General features: G+C 65.7%; 20 protein-coding genes. 10 read left to right on the top strand and 10 right to left on the bottom strand.

Going from position 1 to position 20,898, the window contains the following annotated elements:
• Window positions 1-11 precede the first annotated feature (11 nt).
• Together FB468_RS16355 and fbaA are read right to left on the bottom strand one after the other, a co-directional pair.
• Window positions 12-953 (bottom strand): DUF6264 family protein, encoded by a 942-nt coding sequence (locus FB468_RS16355; RefSeq protein ID WP_141888861.1) that lies wholly within the window; start codon window positions 951-953, stop codon window positions 12-14.
• Entirely contained in the window at window positions 953-1,981 is a 1,029-nt protein-coding gene (gene fbaA, locus FB468_RS16350) for a class II fructose-bisphosphate aldolase (protein WP_141888860.1), read from the bottom strand. Before fbaA ends, FB468_RS16355 begins: the two co-directional genes overlap by 1 nt.
• Window positions 1,982-2,118: 137 nt before the next feature.
• Between fbaA and glpX the strand changes: the two genes are divergently transcribed.
• Together glpX and FB468_RS16340 are read left to right on the top strand one after the other, a co-directional pair.
• Complete coding sequence (glpX, locus tag FB468_RS16345) at window positions 2,119-3,102, top strand: class II fructose-bisphosphatase (RefSeq protein WP_141888859.1); 984 nt, start codon at window positions 2,119-2,121, stop codon at window positions 3,100-3,102.
• Between the two features lie 61 nt (window positions 3,103-3,163).
• Complete coding sequence (locus tag FB468_RS16340; RefSeq protein WP_141888858.1) at window positions 3,164-3,634, top strand: DUF3995 domain-containing protein; 471 nt, start codon at window positions 3,164-3,166, stop codon at window positions 3,632-3,634.
• Between the two features lie 186 nt (window positions 3,635-3,820).
• Here the strand turns inward: FB468_RS16340 and FB468_RS16335 are convergent, their stop codons facing one another.
• A complete protein-coding gene (locus tag FB468_RS16335) occupies window positions 3,821-5,110 on the bottom strand; it encodes a DNA recombination protein RmuC (protein ID WP_141888857.1) in 1,290 nt (429 codons plus the stop codon).
• A gap of 61 nt (window positions 5,111-5,171) precedes the next feature.
• Here FB468_RS16335 and FB468_RS16330 point away from each other — a divergent pair, with 61 nt between their 5' ends.
• Window positions 5,172-6,002 carry a DUF4241 domain-containing protein gene (locus tag FB468_RS16330; RefSeq protein ID WP_170219800.1) on the top strand — a complete coding sequence of 277 codons (831 nt, stop codon included), beginning with the start codon at window positions 5,172-5,174 and terminating at the stop codon, window positions 6,000-6,002.
• Between the two features lie 49 nt (window positions 6,003-6,051).
• On the opposite strand, the gene FB468_RS16325 is transcribed toward FB468_RS16330, so the two are convergent.
• The gene (locus tag FB468_RS16325) at window positions 6,052-6,636 is read right to left on the bottom strand and encodes a 3'-5' exonuclease (RefSeq protein WP_141888855.1); all 585 of its coding nucleotides are present in this window, start codon (window positions 6,634-6,636) and stop codon (window positions 6,052-6,054) included.
• Between the two features lie 129 nt (window positions 6,637-6,765).
• Here FB468_RS16325 and FB468_RS16320 point away from each other — a divergent pair, with 129 nt between their 5' ends.
• From FB468_RS16320 to FB468_RS16295, 6 genes are all read left to right on the top strand, one after another.
• Complete coding sequence (locus FB468_RS16320; RefSeq protein WP_141888854.1) at window positions 6,766-7,191, top strand: DUF1761 domain-containing protein; 426 nt, start codon at window positions 6,766-6,768, stop codon at window positions 7,189-7,191.
• A 49-nt stretch (window positions 7,192-7,240) separates the two neighbouring features.
• Window positions 7,241-8,314 carry a redox-regulated ATPase YchF gene (gene ychF / locus FB468_RS16315; RefSeq protein ID WP_141888853.1) on the top strand — a complete coding sequence of 358 codons (1,074 nt, stop codon included), beginning with the start codon at window positions 7,241-7,243 and terminating at the stop codon, window positions 8,312-8,314.
• A 32-nt stretch (window positions 8,315-8,346) separates the two neighbouring features.
• On the top strand, window positions 8,347-8,886 hold the full coding sequence (locus tag FB468_RS16310; protein ID WP_342777263.1) for a GNAT family N-acetyltransferase: 540 nt from the start codon (window positions 8,347-8,349) through the stop codon (window positions 8,884-8,886).
• A gap of 50 nt (window positions 8,887-8,936) precedes the next feature.
• The gene (locus FB468_RS16305; RefSeq protein WP_141888851.1) at window positions 8,937-9,944 is read left to right on the top strand and encodes an FUSC family protein; all 1,008 of its coding nucleotides are present in this window, start codon (window positions 8,937-8,939) and stop codon (window positions 9,942-9,944) included.
• A complete protein-coding gene (locus tag FB468_RS16300) occupies window positions 9,944-10,309 on the top strand; it encodes a hypothetical protein (protein WP_141888850.1) in 366 nt (121 codons plus the stop codon). The genes FB468_RS16305 and FB468_RS16300 overlap by 1 nt, the downstream gene beginning before the upstream one ends.
• A gap of 113 nt (window positions 10,310-10,422) precedes the next feature.
• Window positions 10,423-11,448, top strand: a complete 1,026-nt coding sequence (locus FB468_RS16295; protein ID WP_141888849.1) for a hypothetical protein — start codon at window positions 10,423-10,425, stop codon at window positions 11,446-11,448.
• Window positions 11,449-11,639: 191 nt separating this feature from the next.
• Here FB468_RS16295 and FB468_RS16290 read toward each other — a convergent pair whose 3' ends face one another.
• The 6 genes from FB468_RS16290 to FB468_RS16265 form a co-directional block, all read right to left on the bottom strand.
• Window positions 11,640-12,359 carry a hypothetical protein gene (locus FB468_RS16290; RefSeq protein ID WP_141888848.1) on the bottom strand — a complete coding sequence of 240 codons (720 nt, stop codon included), beginning with the start codon at window positions 12,357-12,359 and terminating at the stop codon, window positions 11,640-11,642.
• Window positions 12,360-12,531: 172 nt separating this feature from the next.
• Window positions 12,532-13,152 (bottom strand): TetR/AcrR family transcriptional regulator, encoded by a 621-nt coding sequence (locus tag FB468_RS16285; RefSeq protein WP_141888847.1) that lies wholly within the window; start codon window positions 13,150-13,152, stop codon window positions 12,532-12,534.
• A gap of 27 nt (window positions 13,153-13,179) precedes the next feature.
• Window positions 13,180-13,971, bottom strand: coding sequence for an enoyl-CoA hydratase-related protein (locus FB468_RS16280; RefSeq protein ID WP_141888846.1), 792 nt, complete (start codon window positions 13,969-13,971; stop codon window positions 13,180-13,182).
• On the bottom strand, window positions 13,968-16,091 hold the full coding sequence (locus FB468_RS16275) for an ATP-binding protein (protein ID WP_141888845.1): 2,124 nt from the start codon (window positions 16,089-16,091) through the stop codon (window positions 13,968-13,970). Before FB468_RS16275 ends, FB468_RS16280 begins: the two co-directional genes overlap by 4 nt.
• Window positions 16,092-16,096: 5 nt before the next feature.
• The gene (locus FB468_RS16270; RefSeq protein ID WP_141888844.1) at window positions 16,097-17,692 is read right to left on the bottom strand and encodes an acyl-CoA carboxylase subunit beta; all 1,596 of its coding nucleotides are present in this window, start codon (window positions 17,690-17,692) and stop codon (window positions 16,097-16,099) included.
• Window positions 17,689-19,569, bottom strand: a complete 1,881-nt coding sequence (locus FB468_RS16265) for an acyclic terpene utilization AtuA family protein (RefSeq protein ID WP_141888843.1) — start codon at window positions 19,567-19,569, stop codon at window positions 17,689-17,691. The genes FB468_RS16270 and FB468_RS16265 overlap by 4 nt, the downstream gene beginning before the upstream one ends.
• Before the next feature lie 176 nt (window positions 19,570-19,745).
• Here FB468_RS16265 and FB468_RS16260 point away from each other — a divergent pair, with 176 nt between their 5' ends.
• Window positions 19,746-20,885 carry an acyl-CoA dehydrogenase family protein gene (locus FB468_RS16260; RefSeq protein ID WP_141888842.1) on the top strand — a complete coding sequence of 380 codons (1,140 nt, stop codon included), beginning with the start codon at window positions 19,746-19,748 and terminating at the stop codon, window positions 20,883-20,885.
• Window positions 20,886-20,898 lie beyond the last annotated feature (13 nt).

Below are 20,898 nucleotides of genomic sequence, written 5' to 3'. Positions count from 1 at the left end.
GAATCTGGTGGCTAGTTCGAGGGGAACCCCTGGAGGTAGTCAAGCATCTGCCGAGAGGCATCGGGGTCGCGCAAGACCTCCACGAGCTCTGGCGTCTGCATCATTGCGGCGGCAACGACCGCCATGACGACGATGAACGCGACGACGCCGGCAACGAGCGGCGCCCAGAAGGTGATCTTGCCCGCACGCATGCGCCGGATCGAGAATACGAGCACGAGGCCGTAGAGCACGAGCAATGCGAGGCCGACGGCCTTGCCCGTCAGGTCGGCCCAGGCCGGTGGCGTGATCTCGCTGATGCCCGGGGCGCCCTCCATGACATTGAACATGGTGCTCAGGCCCATCATCACGAACGCCGACTGCAGCGCGCCGAAGCCGCCAAACACGAGCAGCAGGATCGTGACGATCCGGTCGCCCATGTTCGTGGGTTTCACGTAACCCGGCGTGCCGGGGGCTGCGCCCTGGAACTGGCGGGCCTGCTGCGGCCCGGGCTGCTGCCCCGGAGCCTGGCTCTGTGAGGGGCCGCGGTACGGGGCCCCGGCGCCGCCCTGGGTCTGGGCGGGGGCTTGCGCGGGCGCCTGCCGCGACGGTCGTGCGATGCCGGCGCCGAGGTTGTGCGGCACACCCTGCACAGTTGGCGGGGTAGTCGAACCCTGGCCTCCGGCCTGGCCGACCACAGGCTGGCGGGTGGCAGCGGCAGCTGAACCAGCAGCCTGCTCGGCGCCCTCAGGCTTCCACTCCCAACCCTCGGGCGCGTACTCGCCGAACTCGGGCTTCGGCCGCGTGTCGCGGGCGGGCGGCGCCGGTGGTGTCGGGGGCGCCGCGGGAGCCTGAGAGGTCTCAGGCGCTTGCGGCGCTGGGGCTGCCTGCGGCTCCTGGGGTGCTACCTGCGATTCCTGGGGTGCTACGGGAGCCTGCTGGCCGTGCTCGCCCGACTCTTCGGGGGTGCCTGACACTATGCGCTCACCGACTTGCCTGCCGAGCCCAGCTGCTCGGCGGCGAGGGCGATGCGAGCGGCCATGCCGTTCTCTGCCGCCTTGCCCCATGCGCGGGGGTCGTAGGTCTTCTTGTTGCCGACCTCGCCGTCGATTTTCAGCAGACCGTCGTAGTTCTTGAACATGTAGTCGACGACGGGGCGCGTGAACGCGTACTGCGTGTCAGTGTCGATGTTCATCTTGATGACGCCGTTGCGCACCGCTTCTGCGATTTCTTCTGCCGACGAGCCCGAGCCGCCGTGGAAGACGAGGTCGAGAGGGTTCTTGCCGGTGCCGTACTTCGCCTGCAGGCCGTCCTGAATCTCGGCGAGCAGCTCCGGGCGGAGGCGTACGCCGCCCGGCTTGTAGACGCCGTGCACGTTGCCGAAGGTGAGCGCGGTGAGGTAGCGGCCGCGGTCGCCGAGGCCGAGCGCCTCAACCGTCGCGATGCCATCCTCAAGCGTGCTGTAGAGGCTGTCGTTGATCTCGTGGCTGATGCCGTCTTCCTCGCCACCGACGATGCCGATCTCGACCTCGAGGATGACGTTGATCGCCGCGAGGCGGGGGAGCAGCTCCTTGGCGATCTCAAGGTTCTCAGCGAGCGGAACCGCCGAGCCGTCCCACATGTGCGACTGGAAGTATGGCAGGCCGCCCTCCTTCACCCGCTCTTCGCTTGCGGCAACGAGCGGCAGCACGAAGCTCTCGAGGTGCTGCTTCGGGCAGTGGTCGGTGTGCAGCGCAACTGTCACGTCGTACGCCTTCGCAACCTCTTCGGCGTACTTCGCGAATGCGATCGCACCGCCCGCGCGGTTCTGCACCGTGTGCCCTGCGAGGTAGTCGGCACCGCCGAAGCTCACCTGCAGAATGCCGTCGGAGCCCGCCTCCGCGAAACCCTGGATAGCCGAGTTGATGGTCTGCGAGCTCGAGACGTTGACCGCGGGGAAGGCGAATCCGCCTGTCTTTGCGGCATCAAGCATCGCGGCGTACTGTTCCGGAGTTGCGACGGGCATATGTGCTCCTTGGCTTCTGGCGGTTGCCTACCAGGGGAGGGCAACACACGATGAGTCTTGGCGGCGCGGAAGCCGTGTCACGAGGATCGCCACCGGGCCGCACTGCGACCTCCAGTCTACGCGGTAGTCTTATGTGTATGACTGATCCTCTTTCGCTCGACGAATGGCAGCCCGACCGGAACCTCGCGATGGAGCTCGTCCGCGCGACTGAGGCCGCAGCGATGCGCTCCACCCCGTGGATTGGCCGCGGTGATAAGAACGCGGCCGACGGCGCAGCGGTCGACGCGATGCGTCGATTCCTCGCGACCGTGAACATGAACGGCACCGTCGTGATCGGTGAGGGCGAGAAGGACGACGCCCCGTGGCTGTACAACGGCGAGGTCGTCGGTAACGGGCACGGCGCGGAGTGCGACGTCGCAGTTGACCCGATCGATGGCACCCGCCTGACCGCTGAGGGCCGCCCCGGTGCGCTCTCGGTCATCGCCGTGGCTGATCGCGGCAGCATGTACGACCCGTCGGCGGTCTTCTACATGGACAAGCTCGTCGCGGGCCCCGAGGGTGTCGGCGTCGTCGACATTCGCAAGCCCATCGGCGAGAACATTCGCGCGCTCGCGAAGGTCAAGGGCGTCGACGTCTCCGACATCCGCGTCGCAGTGCTTGACCGCCCGCGCCACGATCAGCTCATCACCGACATTCGCGAAGCAGGCGCCGGCACGCGCCTCATCATGGACGGCGACGTCGCCGGCGGCGTGAACGCTGCCCGCTGGGACTCGAGCATCGACCTCTGCGTCGGCATCGGCGGCACCCCCGAGGGCATCATCACCGCGTGCGCGGTGAAGGCACTCGGTGGCGTGATCCAGGGCCGGCTGTGGCCGAAGGATGACGACGAGCGCCAGAAGGCGATCGACGCTGGCCACGATCTCGACCGCGTGCTCGAGGCGAACGACCTCGTCGCGAGCGACAACTGCTACTTCGTCGCAACCGGCATCACCGACGCCGAGTTCGTCGAGGGCGTGCAGCGCCGCGGGCCGTTCGTGCGCGCGGAAAGCATCGTCATGCGGTCACACTCGGGCACCATCCGCCACATCATCAGCGATATGGACCCGAACCGCTGGGAGTAATCCCGGCGGTGGCCGCGGCGCAGCGATAACCACCTGAAGTTCACACAGCGAGGAGTTCCACATGGGTTTCATTACACGAACGGCACGTCTCGTGGCGTGGACTGGGCTGACCGCGGCAGGAGCGGTCCACGCAGTGTGGGCCTCGGGCTCGTCGTGGCCCGAGCGCAACCACAAGCGCCTCGGCGAGGCTGTTGTCGGTAACGGCAAGCAGCAGCCTGATGCGCAGGCAACGATGGTGGTCTCTGGCATCGCCTTCGCGGGTGGGGCTGTTGCCGCCGGCGGCCTTGGCGAGGGCAAGCTCATCGTCGGGGTGCGCCGCGTCGCGGGTCTCGCGCTCATCGCGCGTGCAGCGTTTGGGGGCGCCGCGGCGCTCAAAGTGCTCGGGCTTGATGAGCCGGGCAAGCGGTTCGAGGAGCTCGACCGGCGCTACTACCGGCCGGCCTTCGGAATCCTCGGGGCCGCCCTGCTGCTCGGCGCGAAGGACTCGAAGAAGCGCGCCGCGAAGCTCGCCCTGAAGAACGCAGCGCGGTAGCGCTCCGGGCCCCGCAGCTTTCTCTGCAGCAACTTTCTCTACGCCAACTTGCTCTACGAATTGACGTAGTTGGGGTGGCTGAACTACGTCAATCCGAAGACAAAGTCTTGGGGGCATGCGGGCGCGCAGGCGGGCTTTTGCTGGGCACGGGCGCTCGTGAGCGTGCGACCTGCATGGGTATGTGATCTACCGGCCGCCGCCCCAGAGCGTGGGCTGTTCAGCTTCGCTCGAGTCGCTCCGCTCGCTCGGGGCGTCGCGTTTCGGCTCCGGCGCGGGCCCCTGTTCTGAGTCCGCGGGCTGGTCAAGCGTCGACGCGAGTTCGGGTGCCGTCAGCGGCCGCACCGCGTCCTCAAGCTGCACGGGCTCGTCGATCGCGGCGCCATTGAGTGCACTGATCTTGCGGGCAGTCGGGAGTACCTGACGTTCGAGCGAGCCGACGTACGCGTTGTACCCCTGCACCCCGCGCGAGAGCGTGCGCCCGAGCTTGTCGAGGTGGGTCGCGCTCACGCCGAGCCGCTTGTGCAGCTCGCGACCGAGCTCGAAGAGTGTGCGCGCCTCGCTCGTGAGCGACTCCTGCCGCCAGCTGAACGCGACGGACTTCAGAATCGCCCAGAGGCTGACGGGTGATGCGAGCGCGACCCGGCGCTCGAACGCGAACTCGAGCAGCACGGGGTCGGTGTCGAGCGCGGCCGACAAGAGCGACTCACTCGGCACGAACGCGATGACAAACTCGGGGGAGTCGCCGAGGGCTGACGCGTAGTCGCGACCGCTGAGCTCAATCACGTGATCGCGCAGCGCGCGGGCGTGCCTGGCGAGGAGGGTCTCCTGCCGCGCCGCCCGCTCCGCAGCATCACCACCGCGCTCTGCGCCGAGGTGCTGTGCTTCGAGGTACGCGTCGAACGGCACCTTTGCGTCGATAGCGATCGACTTGCCGCCGGGAAGCTTCACCACCATGTCGGGCCGCAACGCCCCGCGTTCGGTCTTGATGTGCTGCTGCACCTCGAAGTCGACGTGCTCGAGCATGCCCGAGGCCTCGATGATGCGGCGCAGCTGCGTCTCGCCCCAGAGCCCGCGCGTGTTGTTTGAGCGCAGGGCAGACGCGAGGCCCTCGGCGGTGCCGCGCAGCTTCTCTTCGGCGCGCGCGGCCTGCCTGAGCTGTTCGGCGAGCTCGCCGTGTTGCACGGCGCGCTGCTGCTCGATGCCGACGACGGTGCGCTCGAGTTTGCCGAGTGAGTCTCGCAGCGGCATGAGGTGTTGCAGCACGCGCTGCTCCTCGCGATCCAGTTCGATGCGGCGTTCCGTGTTCGCGTGCGCGTCGCGCAGCCGCTCGTTGAGGCCCTGCACCCGCGTCTCAGCGACCGCGAGCTGCTCACGCCAATGACGGGCACGGTATATTGCGGCGAAGTACCCGGCCGCGCCGGCAACGCCGATAGCGGCGAGTGCGAGCACGGTGAGAACCACTGGCGAAACTGTCATGAGTTCATCGTTTCATGTGCCTCTGACATTCTCGAGAGGCCGTGCTCGCTACACTCAAGCCATGGAAATTCAACGATTTCTCGCGGGACGCACTGGTAGCCACTCACTACCCGACGGTGAACCCGCCTCGTTCGTCGTGCACGACATCGGTTGGCTCAAGCTCTCCTCTGGACGGCTCGCGATTGGAGAAACGAGTAGTTTGGGCAATCCCGTCGTGGTGAACGTGCCGCCCGGGGAATATCGGGTTGAGGTCACCAGCGCAGAAGTCGACGAGTACTACGACATCAGGGAGAGCCGGTTCGCCTATGTGAGTGTGCTGCTCTCGGAGAACAAGCCCGTCTCTGTCGAGCCCGCACTGGTCGAACCGGAGACTGTGCGGTGGCGCTCCGAGCCGGCGGGCGGGGTCGCGGGTATCGCCGGGCTTCACGGCATCACGATGTCGCAGGTGTCTTGTCTCGCGCTCGCCGATGCTGCCGCGTTGCCCGAGGGGATGCCGGGCGCACCCGACACCTGGTACAGCACCGTCTTCGATACGCCGGCTGGTGGGATGTTTGAGCGGATGGACAGCGACGAGGCGCGGCCGCGCGGCACCCTCAACGCTGCGCTTCCCGAGACGAAGAACGACGACCGCCTCATCCTGGTCATCGCGCGTGAACTGCAGTACCCGATTCTGGCGACGAAGGATCAGAACGGTGAGCTCACCGGAATACACATCGACATGCTCGTCGTCGGTGAGCTTTCAGAAGCGCTTGAAGCGTTTGAAGGGCAAACGGCTGCGGCGAAGTACATACTCGAAGACGCGATGCGAGCCGAAGTGTTGGCGGAGGAGGCCGCGGAGCGACGCAACCGTGGGCTGACCGGACTCCTGCGGCGAGTGTTCGGCGATACGTAGGGCGTGCTGGCCGTCCCAGGCAGGCGAGGCCGCTGCTGCTCCGTAGCAGTTACAGCTTGAGCGGGATCGCCTTGAGCTGGTGCAGCTTCACGCCGGCGATCTTGGCAAGCGAAGGCACGTCCGTGGCCTCGTGTCGCCTCGCCGAGTCAATAATGATGGAGGCGCACGCCTCTGCGTCGGCGAGGGCTTCGTGGTGCGCAAACTCGCCGTAACCAGCGGCGGCTGCCGCGAGCGGGAGCCGGTGCGACGGGATGTCATAGGTCTTGCGCGAGACCTGCACGCTGCAGAGGTATTTGAGGCGCGGGGTGGGGAGCACGGCGTCGGCGCACGCTGCTCTGATCACGCCCATGTCGAACGAGGCGTTGTGGGCGACCGCGACGTCGTCGCCAATGAACGACAGGAGATCGTCGAACTGCTCGCCCCAGGTCGGAGCGTCGACGACCATGTCGGGCGTGATGTTGTGGATCTTCACGTTGAACGACTGGAACTGCGGGTGGCTCGCCGGCGGCTTGATGAGCCAGTACGCGCGGTCTACGACGACACCGTCTCGCACTCGCGCGAGCCCAACCGAGCATGCGGAGGCGGGGTTCCCGTTTGCGGTCTCGAAATCGATCGCGGTGAAGTCAACTGGCACCCTTTGATCCTCCCACACGGGTCTGACAGTCGCGGCGGGTGAGGGTTCCGCTTCTGATCCTCACCGTGTGACAATATTCTCCCCACCGGGGCCGCACAGGCCCCGACCATAGCGCGAATGGAGTTCGCCATGATCCCTGAGATTAACTACTGGGCGGTGCTCATCGCGACCGCGTCGACAATGGTGGTCGGCTCAGTCTGGTACACGCCGAAGGTCTTCGGCACGATCTGGATGCGGCTCGCGAACGTCACCCCGAGTGGCAATGCGAAAGATGCCGTCGGGCCAATCATCACGACGGTCATCGTGAGCTTCATCACCGCGTGGGTATTCGCGGGGGCGATTTGGATCGCGCACGCCTTCTACGGCGGATCGTTCCTCTCGTCGGCCCTCATTACCGGACTGCTGCTCTGGGCGGGATTCACGGCCGCGAGATTCGTGACCCACGACGCGTTCGAGGGGCGACCGGTGAAGCTCACGATGCTGAACATCGCCCACGAACTCGTGACCGTCGTTGTGATGGCCGTGATCCTCGGCGCGTGGCCGCCCGCAATGTAAGTGGGATCGCGGGCGCGCGCACGCGACTTGCCGGGTAGACTTGACCCCCGTGGCTCTAACTATTGGAATCGTCGGTCTCCCGAACGTCGGCAAGTCGACCCTGTTCAACGCTCTCACGCACAACGATGCTCTCGCAGCGAACTACCCGTTCGCGACGATCGAGCCCAACGTTGGCGTCGTCAACCTGCCCGACCCCCGGCTGAACAAGCTCGCGGAGATCTTCGGCAGCGAGCGGATCCTGCCCGCCCCCGTCAGCTTCGTTGACATCGCGGGCATCGTCCGTGGCGCGAGCGAGGGCGAGGGGCTCGGCAACCAGTTCCTCGCGAACATTCGTGAGTCTGACGCCATCGCACAGGTCGTGCGCGGCTTCTCCGACCCCGACGTGATCCACGTCGACGGCGACGTGAACCCGGCGAGCGACATGGAGACGATCAACACCGAGCTGATCCTCGCCGACATGCAGACCCTCGACAAGGCGCTGCCGCGCTACGAGAAGGAGCTCAAGGGCAAGAAGATCGACGCGTCGGTCGTCGACGCTGCGAAGGCCGCACTCGCCGCACTGAACGACGGCACGCCGCTGTCGCTCGCGGGTGTGGATCTCGAGCCGATCCGCGAACTCGGGCTGCTCACCGCGAAGCCCTTCCTCTACGTCTTCAACGTCGACGAGGGCGTGCTGCAGGACAAGGCGAAGCTCGCCGAGCTTGCAGACCTCGTGGCGCCCGCGAAGGCGATCTTCCTCGACGCGAAGCTCGAGAGCGAGCTCATCGAACTCGACGAGGAAGACGCGGCTGAGCTGCTCGCCTCGATCGGCCAGGAGGAGAGCGGGCTCGACCAGCTCGCCCGCATCGGCTTCGAGACCCTCGGCCTGCAGACCTACCTCACGGCGGGGCCGAAGGAGGCTCGCGCCTGGACGATTCCGAAGGGTGCGACGGCGCCGCAGGCCGCCGGCGTCATCCACGGCGACTTCGAGAAGGGCTTCATCAAGGGCGAGATCATCTCGTTCGAAGACCTCGTCGAGACCGGCTCGGTCGCTGAAGCTCGCGCGAAGGGCAAGGCCCGCATGGAGGGCAAGGAATACGTCATGCAGGACGGCGACGTCTGCGAATGGCGCTTTAACGTCTAACGTTGCGACGCGTTTCGATCTAGATCGCTGCTGTGACTTCTATCTCGGGCACCCCATCTGAGGGGACTTCGCCAGTGGACGTCGCGTTCGCCCGACTTCCTGCGATCCCTATCTCGGATATTCGTGCGCTTCTGAACGAGCCCCGCAACGGGCGACATATGCCCCTGGCGCGGGACTTTTCTGCTGCGGAAACCGCTGCTTGGGTCCTGGGGAAGGACCGGCAGTGGGAGGAGCATGGGTACGGTCCGTGGGCGGTACTCATTGGCGGTGTGTTCGCGGGATGGGGCGGATTCGAAGCCGAGGCTGACTCAGCGGACTTTGCCCTCGTGCTCTTCCCCGCGTATTGGGGCTACGGTGCCCGCGTGACCATCGCAGCGCTCGACGAGGGGTTCTGCTCCCTCGGTATTGAAACAGTGACGATCGCACTACCCCTCACGAGAAACCCCGCAAAGGCAGTCTCGAGGTACGGCTTCGAACCTGATGGCTCGGTGACCCACGGTCAAGCGGTGTTTCGACGTTTCAGGCTCACACGCGAGCGCTGGGCCCGGGCCCACAAATTCAATACGATGTGAGGGATGCCCGGGAAGACGTCGGGCTGAGCGATGGGCAAGCAGGGGCGAGCGTGAGCGCAAGACAAGACGGGTTCTGGCGGAGCTTCGCCCTGCCGTGGCGATCCGTGCTGTTCGCGGTCGCCGCGGTTGCAGCGGCCGTGCTGGTGCTCGGCGCGAGCCGGGTGTGGATCGGCCCGAACACGACGCACGCTGGCTTCCTGACGATGCTGCTGTTGCTCGGCATCGCCCGGGTCCCGAGCTGGAGCTCACGCCTCATCGCAGCGGCGTGGGCGTTCGCCGTTGCGATGCTCGGTTTCTTCGTCGGGCCGCTCGGCCTGTGGGCGACGCTCGCAGCCGTGGTCGCGGTGTCGCTCGTACAGGGCCTGCTGAAGCTCGGCGAGATCGCGATCCTCACCCGCTCGCCCGTCAACCTCCTCGCCTTCGCCGCGGTGGGGGAGGGCGGCGGCGAGCTGTGGCAGGTGCTGCTCGGGACGGTGCTCGGCACCGGGCTCGTGCTCGCGGCCGCCGCGTTCGCGCCCATCAAGACGCGCGAGGCAGACCACGCTGCGAGCGTGCGCGACCGCCTCGACTACGGCGTCGCGACGGCCGTCGGTGCCGTGCTCATCGTGCTGTTCGCCGAGGTCACGGGCTTCGACTACGCGGGCTGGATGATGCTGTCGTTCTGCGTGATTCTCGCAGTGAGCTTCGACGCGCAGTTCGCGCGGGCGGCCGACCGCGTGGCGGGATCCCTCGCCGGCGTCGCCGCCACGGTGCTGTTCGCGCTACTGCCCGCGCCCATCCCGGTCGTCGTAGCCGTGCTGTGCCTCGTCGCAAGCGTGGCATATATTCAGGCCGGGAAGTACCGGCAGTTCGTGCTGTTCCTCACGCCTGGGATCCTGCTCAGCACAAGCTCGGAGCTGCCAGTGTGGGTGCTCGGCATCTACCGGATCGAGGCGGTGCTCGTCGCCGCAGCATTCGCCGTGCTGTGCAGCCTCGGGTTGCAGCTTCTGCAGCGGCGCAGGCTTCGAGCGGTCGGGGCCGCCGCGCCACTCACAGGTCAACGAGGAGAGGTTTCGTAGTGGGAAGAAAGAAGACGCCCGAAGAACGGGCGGATGAGGACCGGCGCTACACCCTCGCGCTCGGTGCGCACACCGACGCCGAGTTTGAACCGTTCTACACTGACCCCAATCAGTCGATCCGAAACGCCGCGGCGCTGAACCCCGACGCGAGCGAGGCGGTGCTCGCGCGGTTCGCGAAGGATCGGTTCTGGAGCGTTCGGATCGCTGTCGCCGAGCACCCGAATACCGCGCGCGCCACGCTGCTGTCAATGCTCGAACCGAAGCCCCCGAAGCGCGGTGTCGTGCACCATGCGGCCCGCGAGCGGCTTGAGCGGGACGGCGTCGAGTTCGGCGAGGACGGCATGCCGGTCGACGAGAACGTCTGAGGCCCGCCGCGCTGCGCTGCGGCGCGGCGCGACTCGTGGCTCACCCCGCGCACTCGATATGGTGTGAGGTACAACACTTCATATCGCGGGGAACGAGTTGAGTGGGGGAGACGATGACGGCTGAAGGCCTTGACCGCAGCGCGACCGAAACATTCGACGAGATCGCCGCAGACCTGCAGACCCTGCGGGAGCAGGCCGGGCCTGTGTCGTACGCGGAAATTGTTCGGCGCGTGACCGAGCTGCGCCTCGCGCGGGGTGTGCACGAGGCCGCCGCCGCTCCGCCCCGCTCCACGGTGTACAACGCGTTCAGCGAGGGCAGGGCGCGACTCGATACCGAGCTCGTCCGAGACATCGTTGTTGCCCTCGGCGCCGACGAGGCCGAGGCGGATGCGTGGGTCGCTCGCTGCCGCAGAGCAAGGCGAGTCCCGGCTGGCGGTGTGCGGGAGCGCATTGACACGGGCCTCACGCAGGTGGTCGCGACGGTGCAGCGGGTGCCGCTTGGCGCGACACTGATGGTGCTCGTATTGTGTCTCGCGGGCAACCTGCTCGGCAGCGTGATCGTGCACGTTCTCGGGCTTCCGATCTTCCTCGACATGGCGGGTACTGCGATCGCTGCCATCGCGCTTGGGCCGTGGAGCGGAGTTGCGGTCGCGATTGCGACGAGTGCCTTCGGGGTTATCGTCGACCAGCACGACTACCTATTCGCCCTCGCGGGTATCGCTGGGGCCCTGATCTGGGGCTACGGGGTTCGGAAATTTCGGATGGGCGACACGTTCGTGCGCTTCTTCCTGCTCGGCCTCATTGTTGCTGCCGTGTGCTCGCTGATTGCGGTGCCGATCTTGCTCTTGCGCCACGGCGGCAGCTTCGGAGCGGGGCAGACGGGCGCAACGAACACCCTGCTGGGCTACGGACTTCCGCTCGTGTGGGCCGTGACCATTGTGAACGTCATCACCTCGCTGATCGACAAGCTCCTCACGAGCTACATTGCACTCGTATCGCTCCCGCTTGCCAGGTACTGGTTCAGCATGCCGATCGACCACGTACCGCTCGTTGGACGGATCTTCCCCGCACGGCCGGAGGGAGCGCCCGGTGACGGAGCGCCCGGTGACGGGGCCGGGGGCGGGGCCGACTCGGACTGAGCCCTGGGGCTTGCTCGCAAAGTTCTTGGCAGCTCGCTCGCAGGACCGCGCCCGCGCACATCAAGTTCTTGTAAACACAGCTTTATCGGGGCGAATAACATGTCGTCTCGAGAGAACGGTGTGGTGGGAGAGGGCGCGCCGTCGTTGGGCGGGCCCGGCTCGGGCTGAGCCCCGGCGGGCGACCCCGCTCGCTACACCAGCTGAGCCTGGCGTGCCCGCGAGACCGCCTCGTTGAGAAGCGTGAGCGCAAGCCGATGCTCTTCCGCAGGAACGGATGGGGCGGCGCCCTGAGCGCCAACGGCGACGTCGTCGATGTGGGGGAGGTACACGACCTCGTACCCCAGCGGCTCGAAGTGCGTGCGGATGGGAGCTTCAGAAGCGCGCCCACGGCAGGCCAACACGGGCCGGGCCCCTCCCGCGACGATGGCCAGCTCTTCGTGGAGCAGTTCGATCATCACCTCAAGCACGAGCGGCCCGAGAACCTCGCCAGCGCGTTCGTCGAGCCCTCGACGGGTCGTGGAGCTGAGCCCCTTGTAAAGCTCGGTGCGGTAGCTACCCGAGAGGTACTCCGGCGCGAACGGGGCGCCGTCTACTGCCGGCACAAGCGGCGAAGACACCGCGCCGCCGTCTACCTCAATCACGATGAAGTCTGCGTGCAGGGCGTCGCCTGACACAGGGGTGAGCGCCGCCGACGCGATCGTCAGATCAGCGACGGATTCCGGCGCCACTCCGAGGTCGGCCTGAAGGTCGGCGACCATTGCGTGGATACGGGCCGCGGCTGACTGCCGAGTACCGGCCGGGAGCCGGCAGATGAGCCGCTCAGCGATTGCGAGGCGGGTCGAACGAAGCTCATCGAATGCCTCCGCAGGGATACGGTTCGACGGGATATCTGAGAGTGCCTGGGTGCTCATGCGTTCTTCGGGGCTCCTTCGAAACGGCGCGTGCAGCGCGTCTTGAGCAGAATCCTCTCAGAGCAGAGGCATTCGGGCACCTGTTTCGAGCATCCTGGCGGATGTCTGGACAAAGCTGGACAGGATCGGGAGCTTCTCGGTCAGGCCGCAATCGGCTCACGGCGGCGCCGGACTATTGAGGCTCGTTGAGCTGCTTGATTGATCTGAGCTCGTCAGCCCAAAACTGCGCAACCGACTGGCGACGCTTCGAGTCATCGCGCAATACGTCGGCGAGCCCAAGGCCGCGCGATAGGTCGAGTGTCGTTTGGATCAGCCGGTGAGTGCGACTATCGCTTGTATCTGCGTTGAGCACGACAACGACTCGGTCGTAGACAGCACGGGCAAGCTTGTCGCCGTGCATCTGTAGCTGCTCACTGAACTCGGCATCGCCGATCGCCGCGGTCCACATTTGCAGCGCAGCTTTGAAGTGATCGGAGGCGTAGTAGTCAAGCACCTGCTCGGAAATGTATTCGAACCGGTCAACGCCCTCTGGCACCTCCGCGGAAATAGAGAACTCGCTCGTATTCCGGCCCTCGTACATGTACTCGAGCACACCCCGCATGAGCGCTTCCTTCGTCGGGAAGTGATGCTGGATTGCACCTCGACTGACGCCGCTATCCGCAGCTACAACCGACGTTGTCGTCGCGTTCCACCCAATCCGCGCGAGCGCGCGGAGCGTGGTCTCAAGGATGAGATCGCGGGTCTCGCGGCTACGGTCCTGCTGCGGTGCACGCGCGTTCTCAGTCAGTGTCATGCCGATCGATTCAAAGGAAGGTGGGGGCTAGGCGTTCAGCTCCCACGGTGGTGCGGTGCGCTGTAGGAAGGATTGTATCCCGGCCTGCCCCTCAGAGCTCGAGAATGCGCTCGTCGAGAGCTGCACCATCTCATCGGTCTCGCGGTCCATCCGGGCTATGAGAGAACGATTCACGAGTCGTTTCGAGGCCGCAAGTGCGGCGGGAGCGCCCCTCCTGAGATCGGCGAGAATCTCGGCAACCGCGTCGTCAACGGTTGTGCTCTCGCCGTCAACCGCGCGCGTTACGAATCCGGCGGCGGCCGCCTCGGAAGCGGACACTGCGCCACCGCGGAGTAGCCAGTCGCTCGCGAAACGGTCGCCGATGCGGCTCAGCACGGGCGCCGAGATGATTGCCGCGACGACGCCGATGCGTACCTCGCTTAGTCCGAACGTTGCGCGGGGGCCGGCGATGACGAAGTCAGAGCTGGCGACGAAGCCCATCCCGCCTGCACGTACATGGCCGTGGATCGCGGCGATGATCGGGCGCGGGCTCTCCGCCAGCAGGCGGTATACCGCGGCAGCCTGTTCGCCGCTGCGTCTGATGCGCTCGAGCGGGGACTCGCTGCCACCCGAGACGGGCCCGGTCAGGTCGGCGCCCGCGCAGAAGGTATTTCCGGTGTGCGTCAGCACGATCGAGCGCACGTCAGGGTCGACTTCTGCGGCGCGCACGCCCGCGGAAATCTCGGCCAAGAGCTCCTCGGTGATCGCATTACGTTTCTCGGGGTTGTCAAGGGTGATGGTCGCCGTCGAGCCATGCAGCTCGTATCGCGCCGAGCTCATTCGGCCACCGCCTTTCCTGTGCCCGAACCGGTAGCCTCATCGCTTGCTTCCGCGATCACTGCGAGGAGCATGCCGACGTCGACCTGGTCACCGACGCTCACGCGTAGCGCCTCGACGACCCCGGCAGCGTCCGAACTGATGGTGTGCATCATCTTCATTGCCTCCAACCAAATAATGCCCTGACCTGCTTCGACCGCTTCGCCGACCGAGGCTTCGACCCGCACGACGGTTCCTGGCATCGGGGCAAGCAGGCTGCCGGGGGCGGTTAGGGCGCTCGGATCTGTGTACCGGGGGAGCTCCTTGAGTGCTACCGTGCCGCGTGCGGACGCGACGATGAGGCTTGTGCCGCGCCTGGTCACGCTGAATCGCCGCTCGACGCCGTCGATCTCGAGCCTCACGAGGGTGGGTGTTGCCTGGACGACCGTAACCGCGGGGCCATCGGCGAGGGTTTCCGGCGAGAACTCCCAGCCTGCTCGCGTGTGTCGGTACTTCACGGGGAGTTCGACCTGACCGGCAGCGAAGCTGCGGGATCGGTAGTCCGGGTGGAAGAGCCGCCAGCCACCAACGTTTGGGCGCGGGTTGCCGCTGGCGATGCTCACCGCGAGCGCATCCTCTGCCGAAGTGATTGCGTTGGTGACGATCATTCCGTCGGGGCCCGCGGGGCAGCCGTTCTCGGCTGCGGTCGCTGTGGCGACCGCAGCCGCGACAGCTGCGATTCGCAGCTCGAAGGCTGCGACCGCGGGGGCGAACACCTCCGGATGCTCATCGAAGTATGCGGTCGTCGTGTTGCCCGCGAGAAAGCCGGGTTCACGGAGCACGTGCGTGAGTAGGGCGGCGTTCGTCACCGGACCGTCCCAACTCATGCCCTCGATTGCGGCGGCGAGGGTGCGCGCGGCCGTCGCCCTGTCGGGCCCGACACCGATGATCTTCGCGATCATCGGATCGTAAAACGTCGAGATTGTGGACCCCGCGCCCACGCCTGCGTCGAGCCTCACGGCTGTGTCGTCGCGTGGGATCGTGAACGCGGAGTGTGCGCCGGGCACGTCGAAGGTATGCACGGCGCCCGACTGGGGCGCCCAGTTCTCCTGCGGATCTTCCGCGTACAGTCGCACCTCGATGGCGTGTCCGGCCGCGCGCGGGGGTTCGCCAATGAGCGCCGCACCTGCCGCGATGTCGAGCTGGAGCCCGACAAGGTCGAGCCCGGTTGTGCACTCGGTTACCGGATGTTCAACCTGCAGGCGCGTGTTCATTTCGAGAAAGAAAAAGTCTCCGCGATCATTCGCGAGGAACTCAACAGTCCCGGCGCCGATGTAGTTGATTTGGGAGGCCGCTGCGCGCGCGGCGGCGTAGAGCCTGTCGCGCATCGCCGCACCGTGACGCTCGACGAGAGGTGCGGGTGCCTCCTCGACAACCTTTTGATGGCGGCGCTGGATCGAGCACTCGCGCTCTCCGAGTGCCCACACGGTGCCATGCCGGTCGCCGAACACCTGCACCTCGATGTGGTGGCCGTCGGGGATGTATCGCTCACAGAAGACTGTTGGGTCGCCAAACGCACTCGCTGCCTCGAGCCCGGCGGTGTGGATCGTCTCATCGAGATCCTCGAGCCGCTCGACGACGCGCATTCCGCGCCCACCGCCACCCTCTGATGCTTTCACAAGTATGGGGAGCTGATCTGCCGTAATGGCCCGCGGGTTGAGCTCGCTCAGCACGGGAACGCCCGCAGCTTCCATAAGTCGTTTGGATTCGACCTTTGAGCCCATCTGGTCAATGTTCTCCGGGTCCGGGCCGATCCACGTGAGGCCTGCGGCGATCACCTGGCGCGCGAACGCCGCGTTCTCGCTGAGAAATCCGTAGCCCGGGTGGATCGCGTCAGCGCCCGCTCGGGCAGCGGCCTCGACGATGAGGTCGCCCCGCAGGTAGGTGTCTGCCGGGGCGGTGCCCGGCAGCCGGACGGCCGCGTCCGCTTCGACGACGAACTCGGCGTTCTCGTCGGCGTCGGAGAAGACGGCGATGGTTTCGATACCGCGAGCCCTGCAGGTTGCGAACACGCGACGGGCGATCTCGCCGCGGTTTGCGACGAGCACTCTCGTAATTGGGCGAGGAAGGGGTGAAATTGTCATTTGAGTCACATCCTGAAGATTCCGAAGGTCCTGTCGGACTCGATTGGCGCGGAAGACACCGCGGAGAGTGCGAGCCCGACAACCGTTCTCGTGTCGCGGGGATCGATGATGCCGTCGTCGTACCCCAGACCCGAAAGGAACAAAGGCAGGGATTCGGCCTCGATCTGGCGCTCGATCGCCAGACGGCGCAACTCGTTTGCGTCGTCGTCGAACGGCAGCCCTCGTGCTGCGGCGGAGGCCTTCGCGACCGAGGTGACGACGTCGGCGAGCTGGGTCCCGCCCATCACCGCCGACTTCGAAGACGGCCAGGCGAACAGGAAGCGCGGGTCGAAAGCGCGACCGCACATGCCGTAGTGGCCGGCCCCGTAGGACGCCCCAATAAGCACTGAGATGTGCGGCACCGTTGAAGTGGAGACGGCGTTCACCATCATCGAACCGTGCTTGATGATGCCGCCCTCCTCATACTTCTTGCCGACCATGTAGCCCGTCGTATTGTGCAGGAAGAGCAGGGGAGTCGCCCGCTGGTTCGCGATTTGGATGAACTGGGTGACCTTCTGGGCTTCCTGGCTGAAGATCACGCCCTTGGAGTTTGCGATGATGCCGACAGGGTAACCGTGGATGCGTGCCCACCCGGTGACCATTCCCGAGCCGTAGAGCGGCTTGAACTCGTCGAAGTCTGAGCCATCGACGACGCGAGCGATCACCGCACGAGGATCGAATGGGATCTTCAAATCGGAGGGCACGATGCCGATGAGCTCCTCCTCGCCGTAAAGGGGAGGGATCGCGGCTGCGGGGGCTGGGCCCTGCTTTGTGTGGCCTAAGCGAGCAACAACTCTACGGCCGATCCTGATTCCATCCTGCTCGTCGCGCGCAAAATAGTCCGCTAACCCGCTGGTGCGTGCATGCATTTCGGCGCCACCGAGCGACTCCTCATCGCTCACTTCCCCAGTCGCGGCTTTCACGAGGGGAGGGCCGCCGAGAAACACCATCGATTGTTTCTCGATCATGATGATGTGGTCGCTCATGCCTGGAACGTACGCGCCGCCGGCCGTCGAGTTTCCGAAGACGATTGCGACAGTGGGAATCCCTGCTTTCGAGAGTTCCGCGAGCCGCCGAAAGGTCTCACCGCCCGGGATGAAGATCTCGCTTTGAGTGGGGAGGTTCGCGCCACCTGACTCGACGAGCGAGATCAGAGGCAACCGGTTCTTGAGCGCGATTTCCATGATGCGCAATTGCTTCTTGAGCGTCACTGGGTTCGAAGTGCCTCCAGCGATCGTTGGGTCGTTCGCGAGCACAACGCACTCCACACCCGACACAACTCCAATTCCACCGACCACGCTGCCGCCGACCGGGAACTCGGAGCCCCAACCGGCGAACGCGCCAAGCTCGAGAAACGCAGTGTCGCGATCGAGCAGCAGCTCGATCCGGTCTCGGGCCGTAAGCTTGCCGCGGCCCCGGTGCCGGGCGACAGCCTTTTCGCCGCCCGCGGCCGCGAGCTCGGCATACACGGTATCGAGCTCAGCGAGTTTCTCCCGCATAGAGTTGGCTGCGTCGCGGAACTCTTGCGACCCCGCATCGAAGGCCGACGTGATGACAGTCATTGTGGGTTCTCCGCGTCTCGTGATGTGAATGGTGATCGTGGGGTGGGGAAGGGCGTCGGTTGCTGGCCTCGCTCCGCCGCGAGAGCCGACGGCACGGAGACATTCCGGGCACGGAGCCACTCGCCGAGTCCCTTAGCCTGGGGGTCGAACCTCGCGCCGAATGCGACGCCCTCGCCTAGCAGGCCGTCGATGACGAAATTCACAGCGCGTAGGCCCGCAAGCTCGACCCGCGTAATGTCGTGCGCTGCCGCCTCAGGAAGCAGCTCGCGAAGCCGGTCGGCGGTGAGTTCAGAGCGGAGCCAGTCCCACCCCGCGTCACTGCGTGCCCACACGCCGATGTTCGCGGTGCCGCCCTTGTCGCCGCTGCGGGCGCCGAAGAGTTCACCGAGTGCGACAGTGGTCTCGCCGGCTCGCGCCCGCTGGGGGCACGCCCGATCACCATTGCCCCAGCCGATGCTGCGGGAATCGAGGGCTGTCTCATCAAGGGCACGGAACTCTGCTGGGGGCACGATCGCCGCGCTATCGCCGTCGTGGAAATGCACTGTGTGGGGCGGCGTCTGCTGTGGCACGAAAGCCGGCCTGAACCTGCCGTAGACGCTCGCATCACCTGGCGGGCCGTCAGTGAAGAAACCGGGGATCGATCCCAGCGCGAACTCCACGGCGATGTTCGCGAACGCGCGCCCGACCACCCGGGGGTCTGTGTCGCGCGCGATGAGGGTGAGTCGGGCCGACGCCGCCTCCTCGCTGTCAGCACCGGGGTGGTCGGTGCGCGCGAGGGTCCATTCGAGCGAGGCCGGCCGGCGGAGCTCTGACTGTTCGAGGCCGTACTCGAACTGCCGAGTGATGAGCTCTGCTTTCTCAGGGATGTGGAGCCCAACGAGCGGGAACGTGATCTGCTGCCGATACCCGCCGATCTCGGTCACTGAGACCTTGAGGTCTGGTGGGGGAGCCTCGCCGCGCGCACCCGCGATGCGCACCCTGTCGGCCCCCGCGTCTGCGAGCCGAAGCGAGTCGAGACGGAGCGTCGCGTCGGGCCCCGGATAGCGTGCACCGGCAACTTCATACAGCAGCTGCGAGAGCACCGTTTCGACGGTGACGGCACCGCCGGTGCCAGGGGGCTTGGTGATGACACTGTCGCCGTTCTGATCGATCTCCGCGATTGGAAACCCGGGCCTTCGCATGTCAGAAAGCTCGGTGAAGAATGAGAAGTTGCCGCCTGTGGCCTGCATGCCGCACTCAATGACGTGCCCGGCTGCCATAGCGCCGGCGAGCTTGTCGTAGTCAGCCCGACCCCAGCCGTGGAACCAGGCTGCGGAGCCGGTGATCACAGCCGCGTCCGTGACTCGTCCGGTGACGACTACCTGCGCGCCGCGTCGCAACGCCTCGGTGATCCCCCAGCCGCCAAGGTATGCGTTCGCGGCGAGCGGGTTGCCAAGGCCCAGTTCATCCGCGCGGTCGGTCAGATCGTCGCCGTCAACGTAGGCGATTGGGATCTCGAGATCCCTGCTAGCTGCGAGCTCGCGGAGCGCGGCGGCGAGCCCACCGGGGTTCATCCCACCGGCGTTCACGACCACACGGGTGCCAGCGGCCGCGATCTGCTCGAGCGACCCAGAGAGCTGCGTGATGAAAGTCTTCGCGTACCCCGCTGCCGGATCGTTCGCTTTCTGCCTGGCGAGGATAAGCATCGTGAGCTCTGCAAGGTAGTCACCAGTGATGACATCGACGCCGGCGGCGACCATTTCATCGAAGCCACTGAGCCGATCACCGTAGAAACCCGAGGCGTTTCCGATTCGAACGGTTCGCTCACCCTGCGTCGGCTGTGGTGCGCTCAGTGTCGGAACCAGTGTCGTTCCGTCGCGGTCTGCTCCGGGATTCATGGTCGCTGCGCCCTCCTTGGCTCGTCGAATGTGACTGTGGTGGATCACTCTTCCACAGAGTTCACCAATAAACAATCAAGCATGAATGATTTTTTTTGAAAAACCCGCTAGTGTGACTGCAAGCTCACGCGGCACCCGGCCGAGTAGAGCACTTCGCGAAGGAGCGACACACCACCATGAAGAGTGAAATTGACCAGTTCCGGGAGATGGTTCGCGCGGTCGTCAGCACCGAGATCGTGCCCCACATCGACGCATGGGAAGCCGCCGGGGTATTCCCCGCTCACGAGCTCTTCCCAAAGCTCGCGGCACACGGTCTCCTGGGGCTCGGCTTCGCGCCCGAAGATGGCGGGGAAGGGGCGCCCCTGGAGTATCAGATGGTGCTTTCTGAAGAGCTTGGGCGCGGAAACGCCGCCGGTGTTTCGATGGCAATCAACGTGCAGATGCACATGGCGACGCCCTCACTCGCGAAGTACGGCAGTGCAGAGCTCAAGGAACGGTATCTTCAGCCCGCGCTCCGTGGCGAGCACGTCGCGGCGATCGCAGTCACGGAACCCGACGCCGGCTCTGACGTTGCCGGGATCACCACGCGGGCAGTGCGGGACGGCGATGATTGGCTCATTTCGGGGTCGAAGACTTTTATCACCAACGCCACACAGGCTGACTGGTTCTGCATGCTTGTGCGTACGAGCGATGAGGGCGGCTACCGTGGGATGTCGCAAATCATCGTGCCGGCCAGTACCCCGGGCTTCGAGGTTGTACGGAAGCTCGACAAGCTTGGCAACCGCTCGAGCGACACGGCGGAGCTGCGGCTTGATAACGCGAGGGTACCTGTGACGAACACGATTGGCGAGGTCGGGCGCGGGTTCCAACAGCAGATGGGGCAGTTCATCATCGAGCGGCTCTCTGCCTGCTTCTCAATTGTTGGCAGCACGGAATGGGCGCTCGAGAAGACCCGCGAGTACCTGAAGGTTCGCGAGGTGTTCGGTGAGCCGCTCGCCAATCGCCAGTACCCAGTGTTCATGCTCACCGAGCTCTCAGCTGATGTCGAGCTACTGAAAGCCATGAACGAGAAAATGTGCCGGATGCTCAACGCCGGCGAAGACATTACGCGCGAGGCAACCGTCGGTAAACTCCACGCTGGCCGCACCTTTCGCCGGGTCGCCGACGCCGCGATGCAGTTCCACGGTGGCCTTGGCTACATGGAGGAGAGCTGGACAGCGAGGTTCTATCGCGATGCCCGGCTGAGCTCAATCGGTGGCGGTGCTGACGAGGTCATGCTCCAGGTGCTCGCCCGGATGGATGGCTACACAACGTAACACCAAGCTCCGG

The organism is Leucobacter komagatae (genome assembly GCF_006716085.1).
Lineage (GTDB): Bacteria > Actinomycetota > Actinomycetes > Actinomycetales > Microbacteriaceae > Leucobacter > Leucobacter komagatae.
Note: the sequence above shows the minus strand (reverse complement) of the source record. Positions and strands in the feature narration are given on the sequence as shown.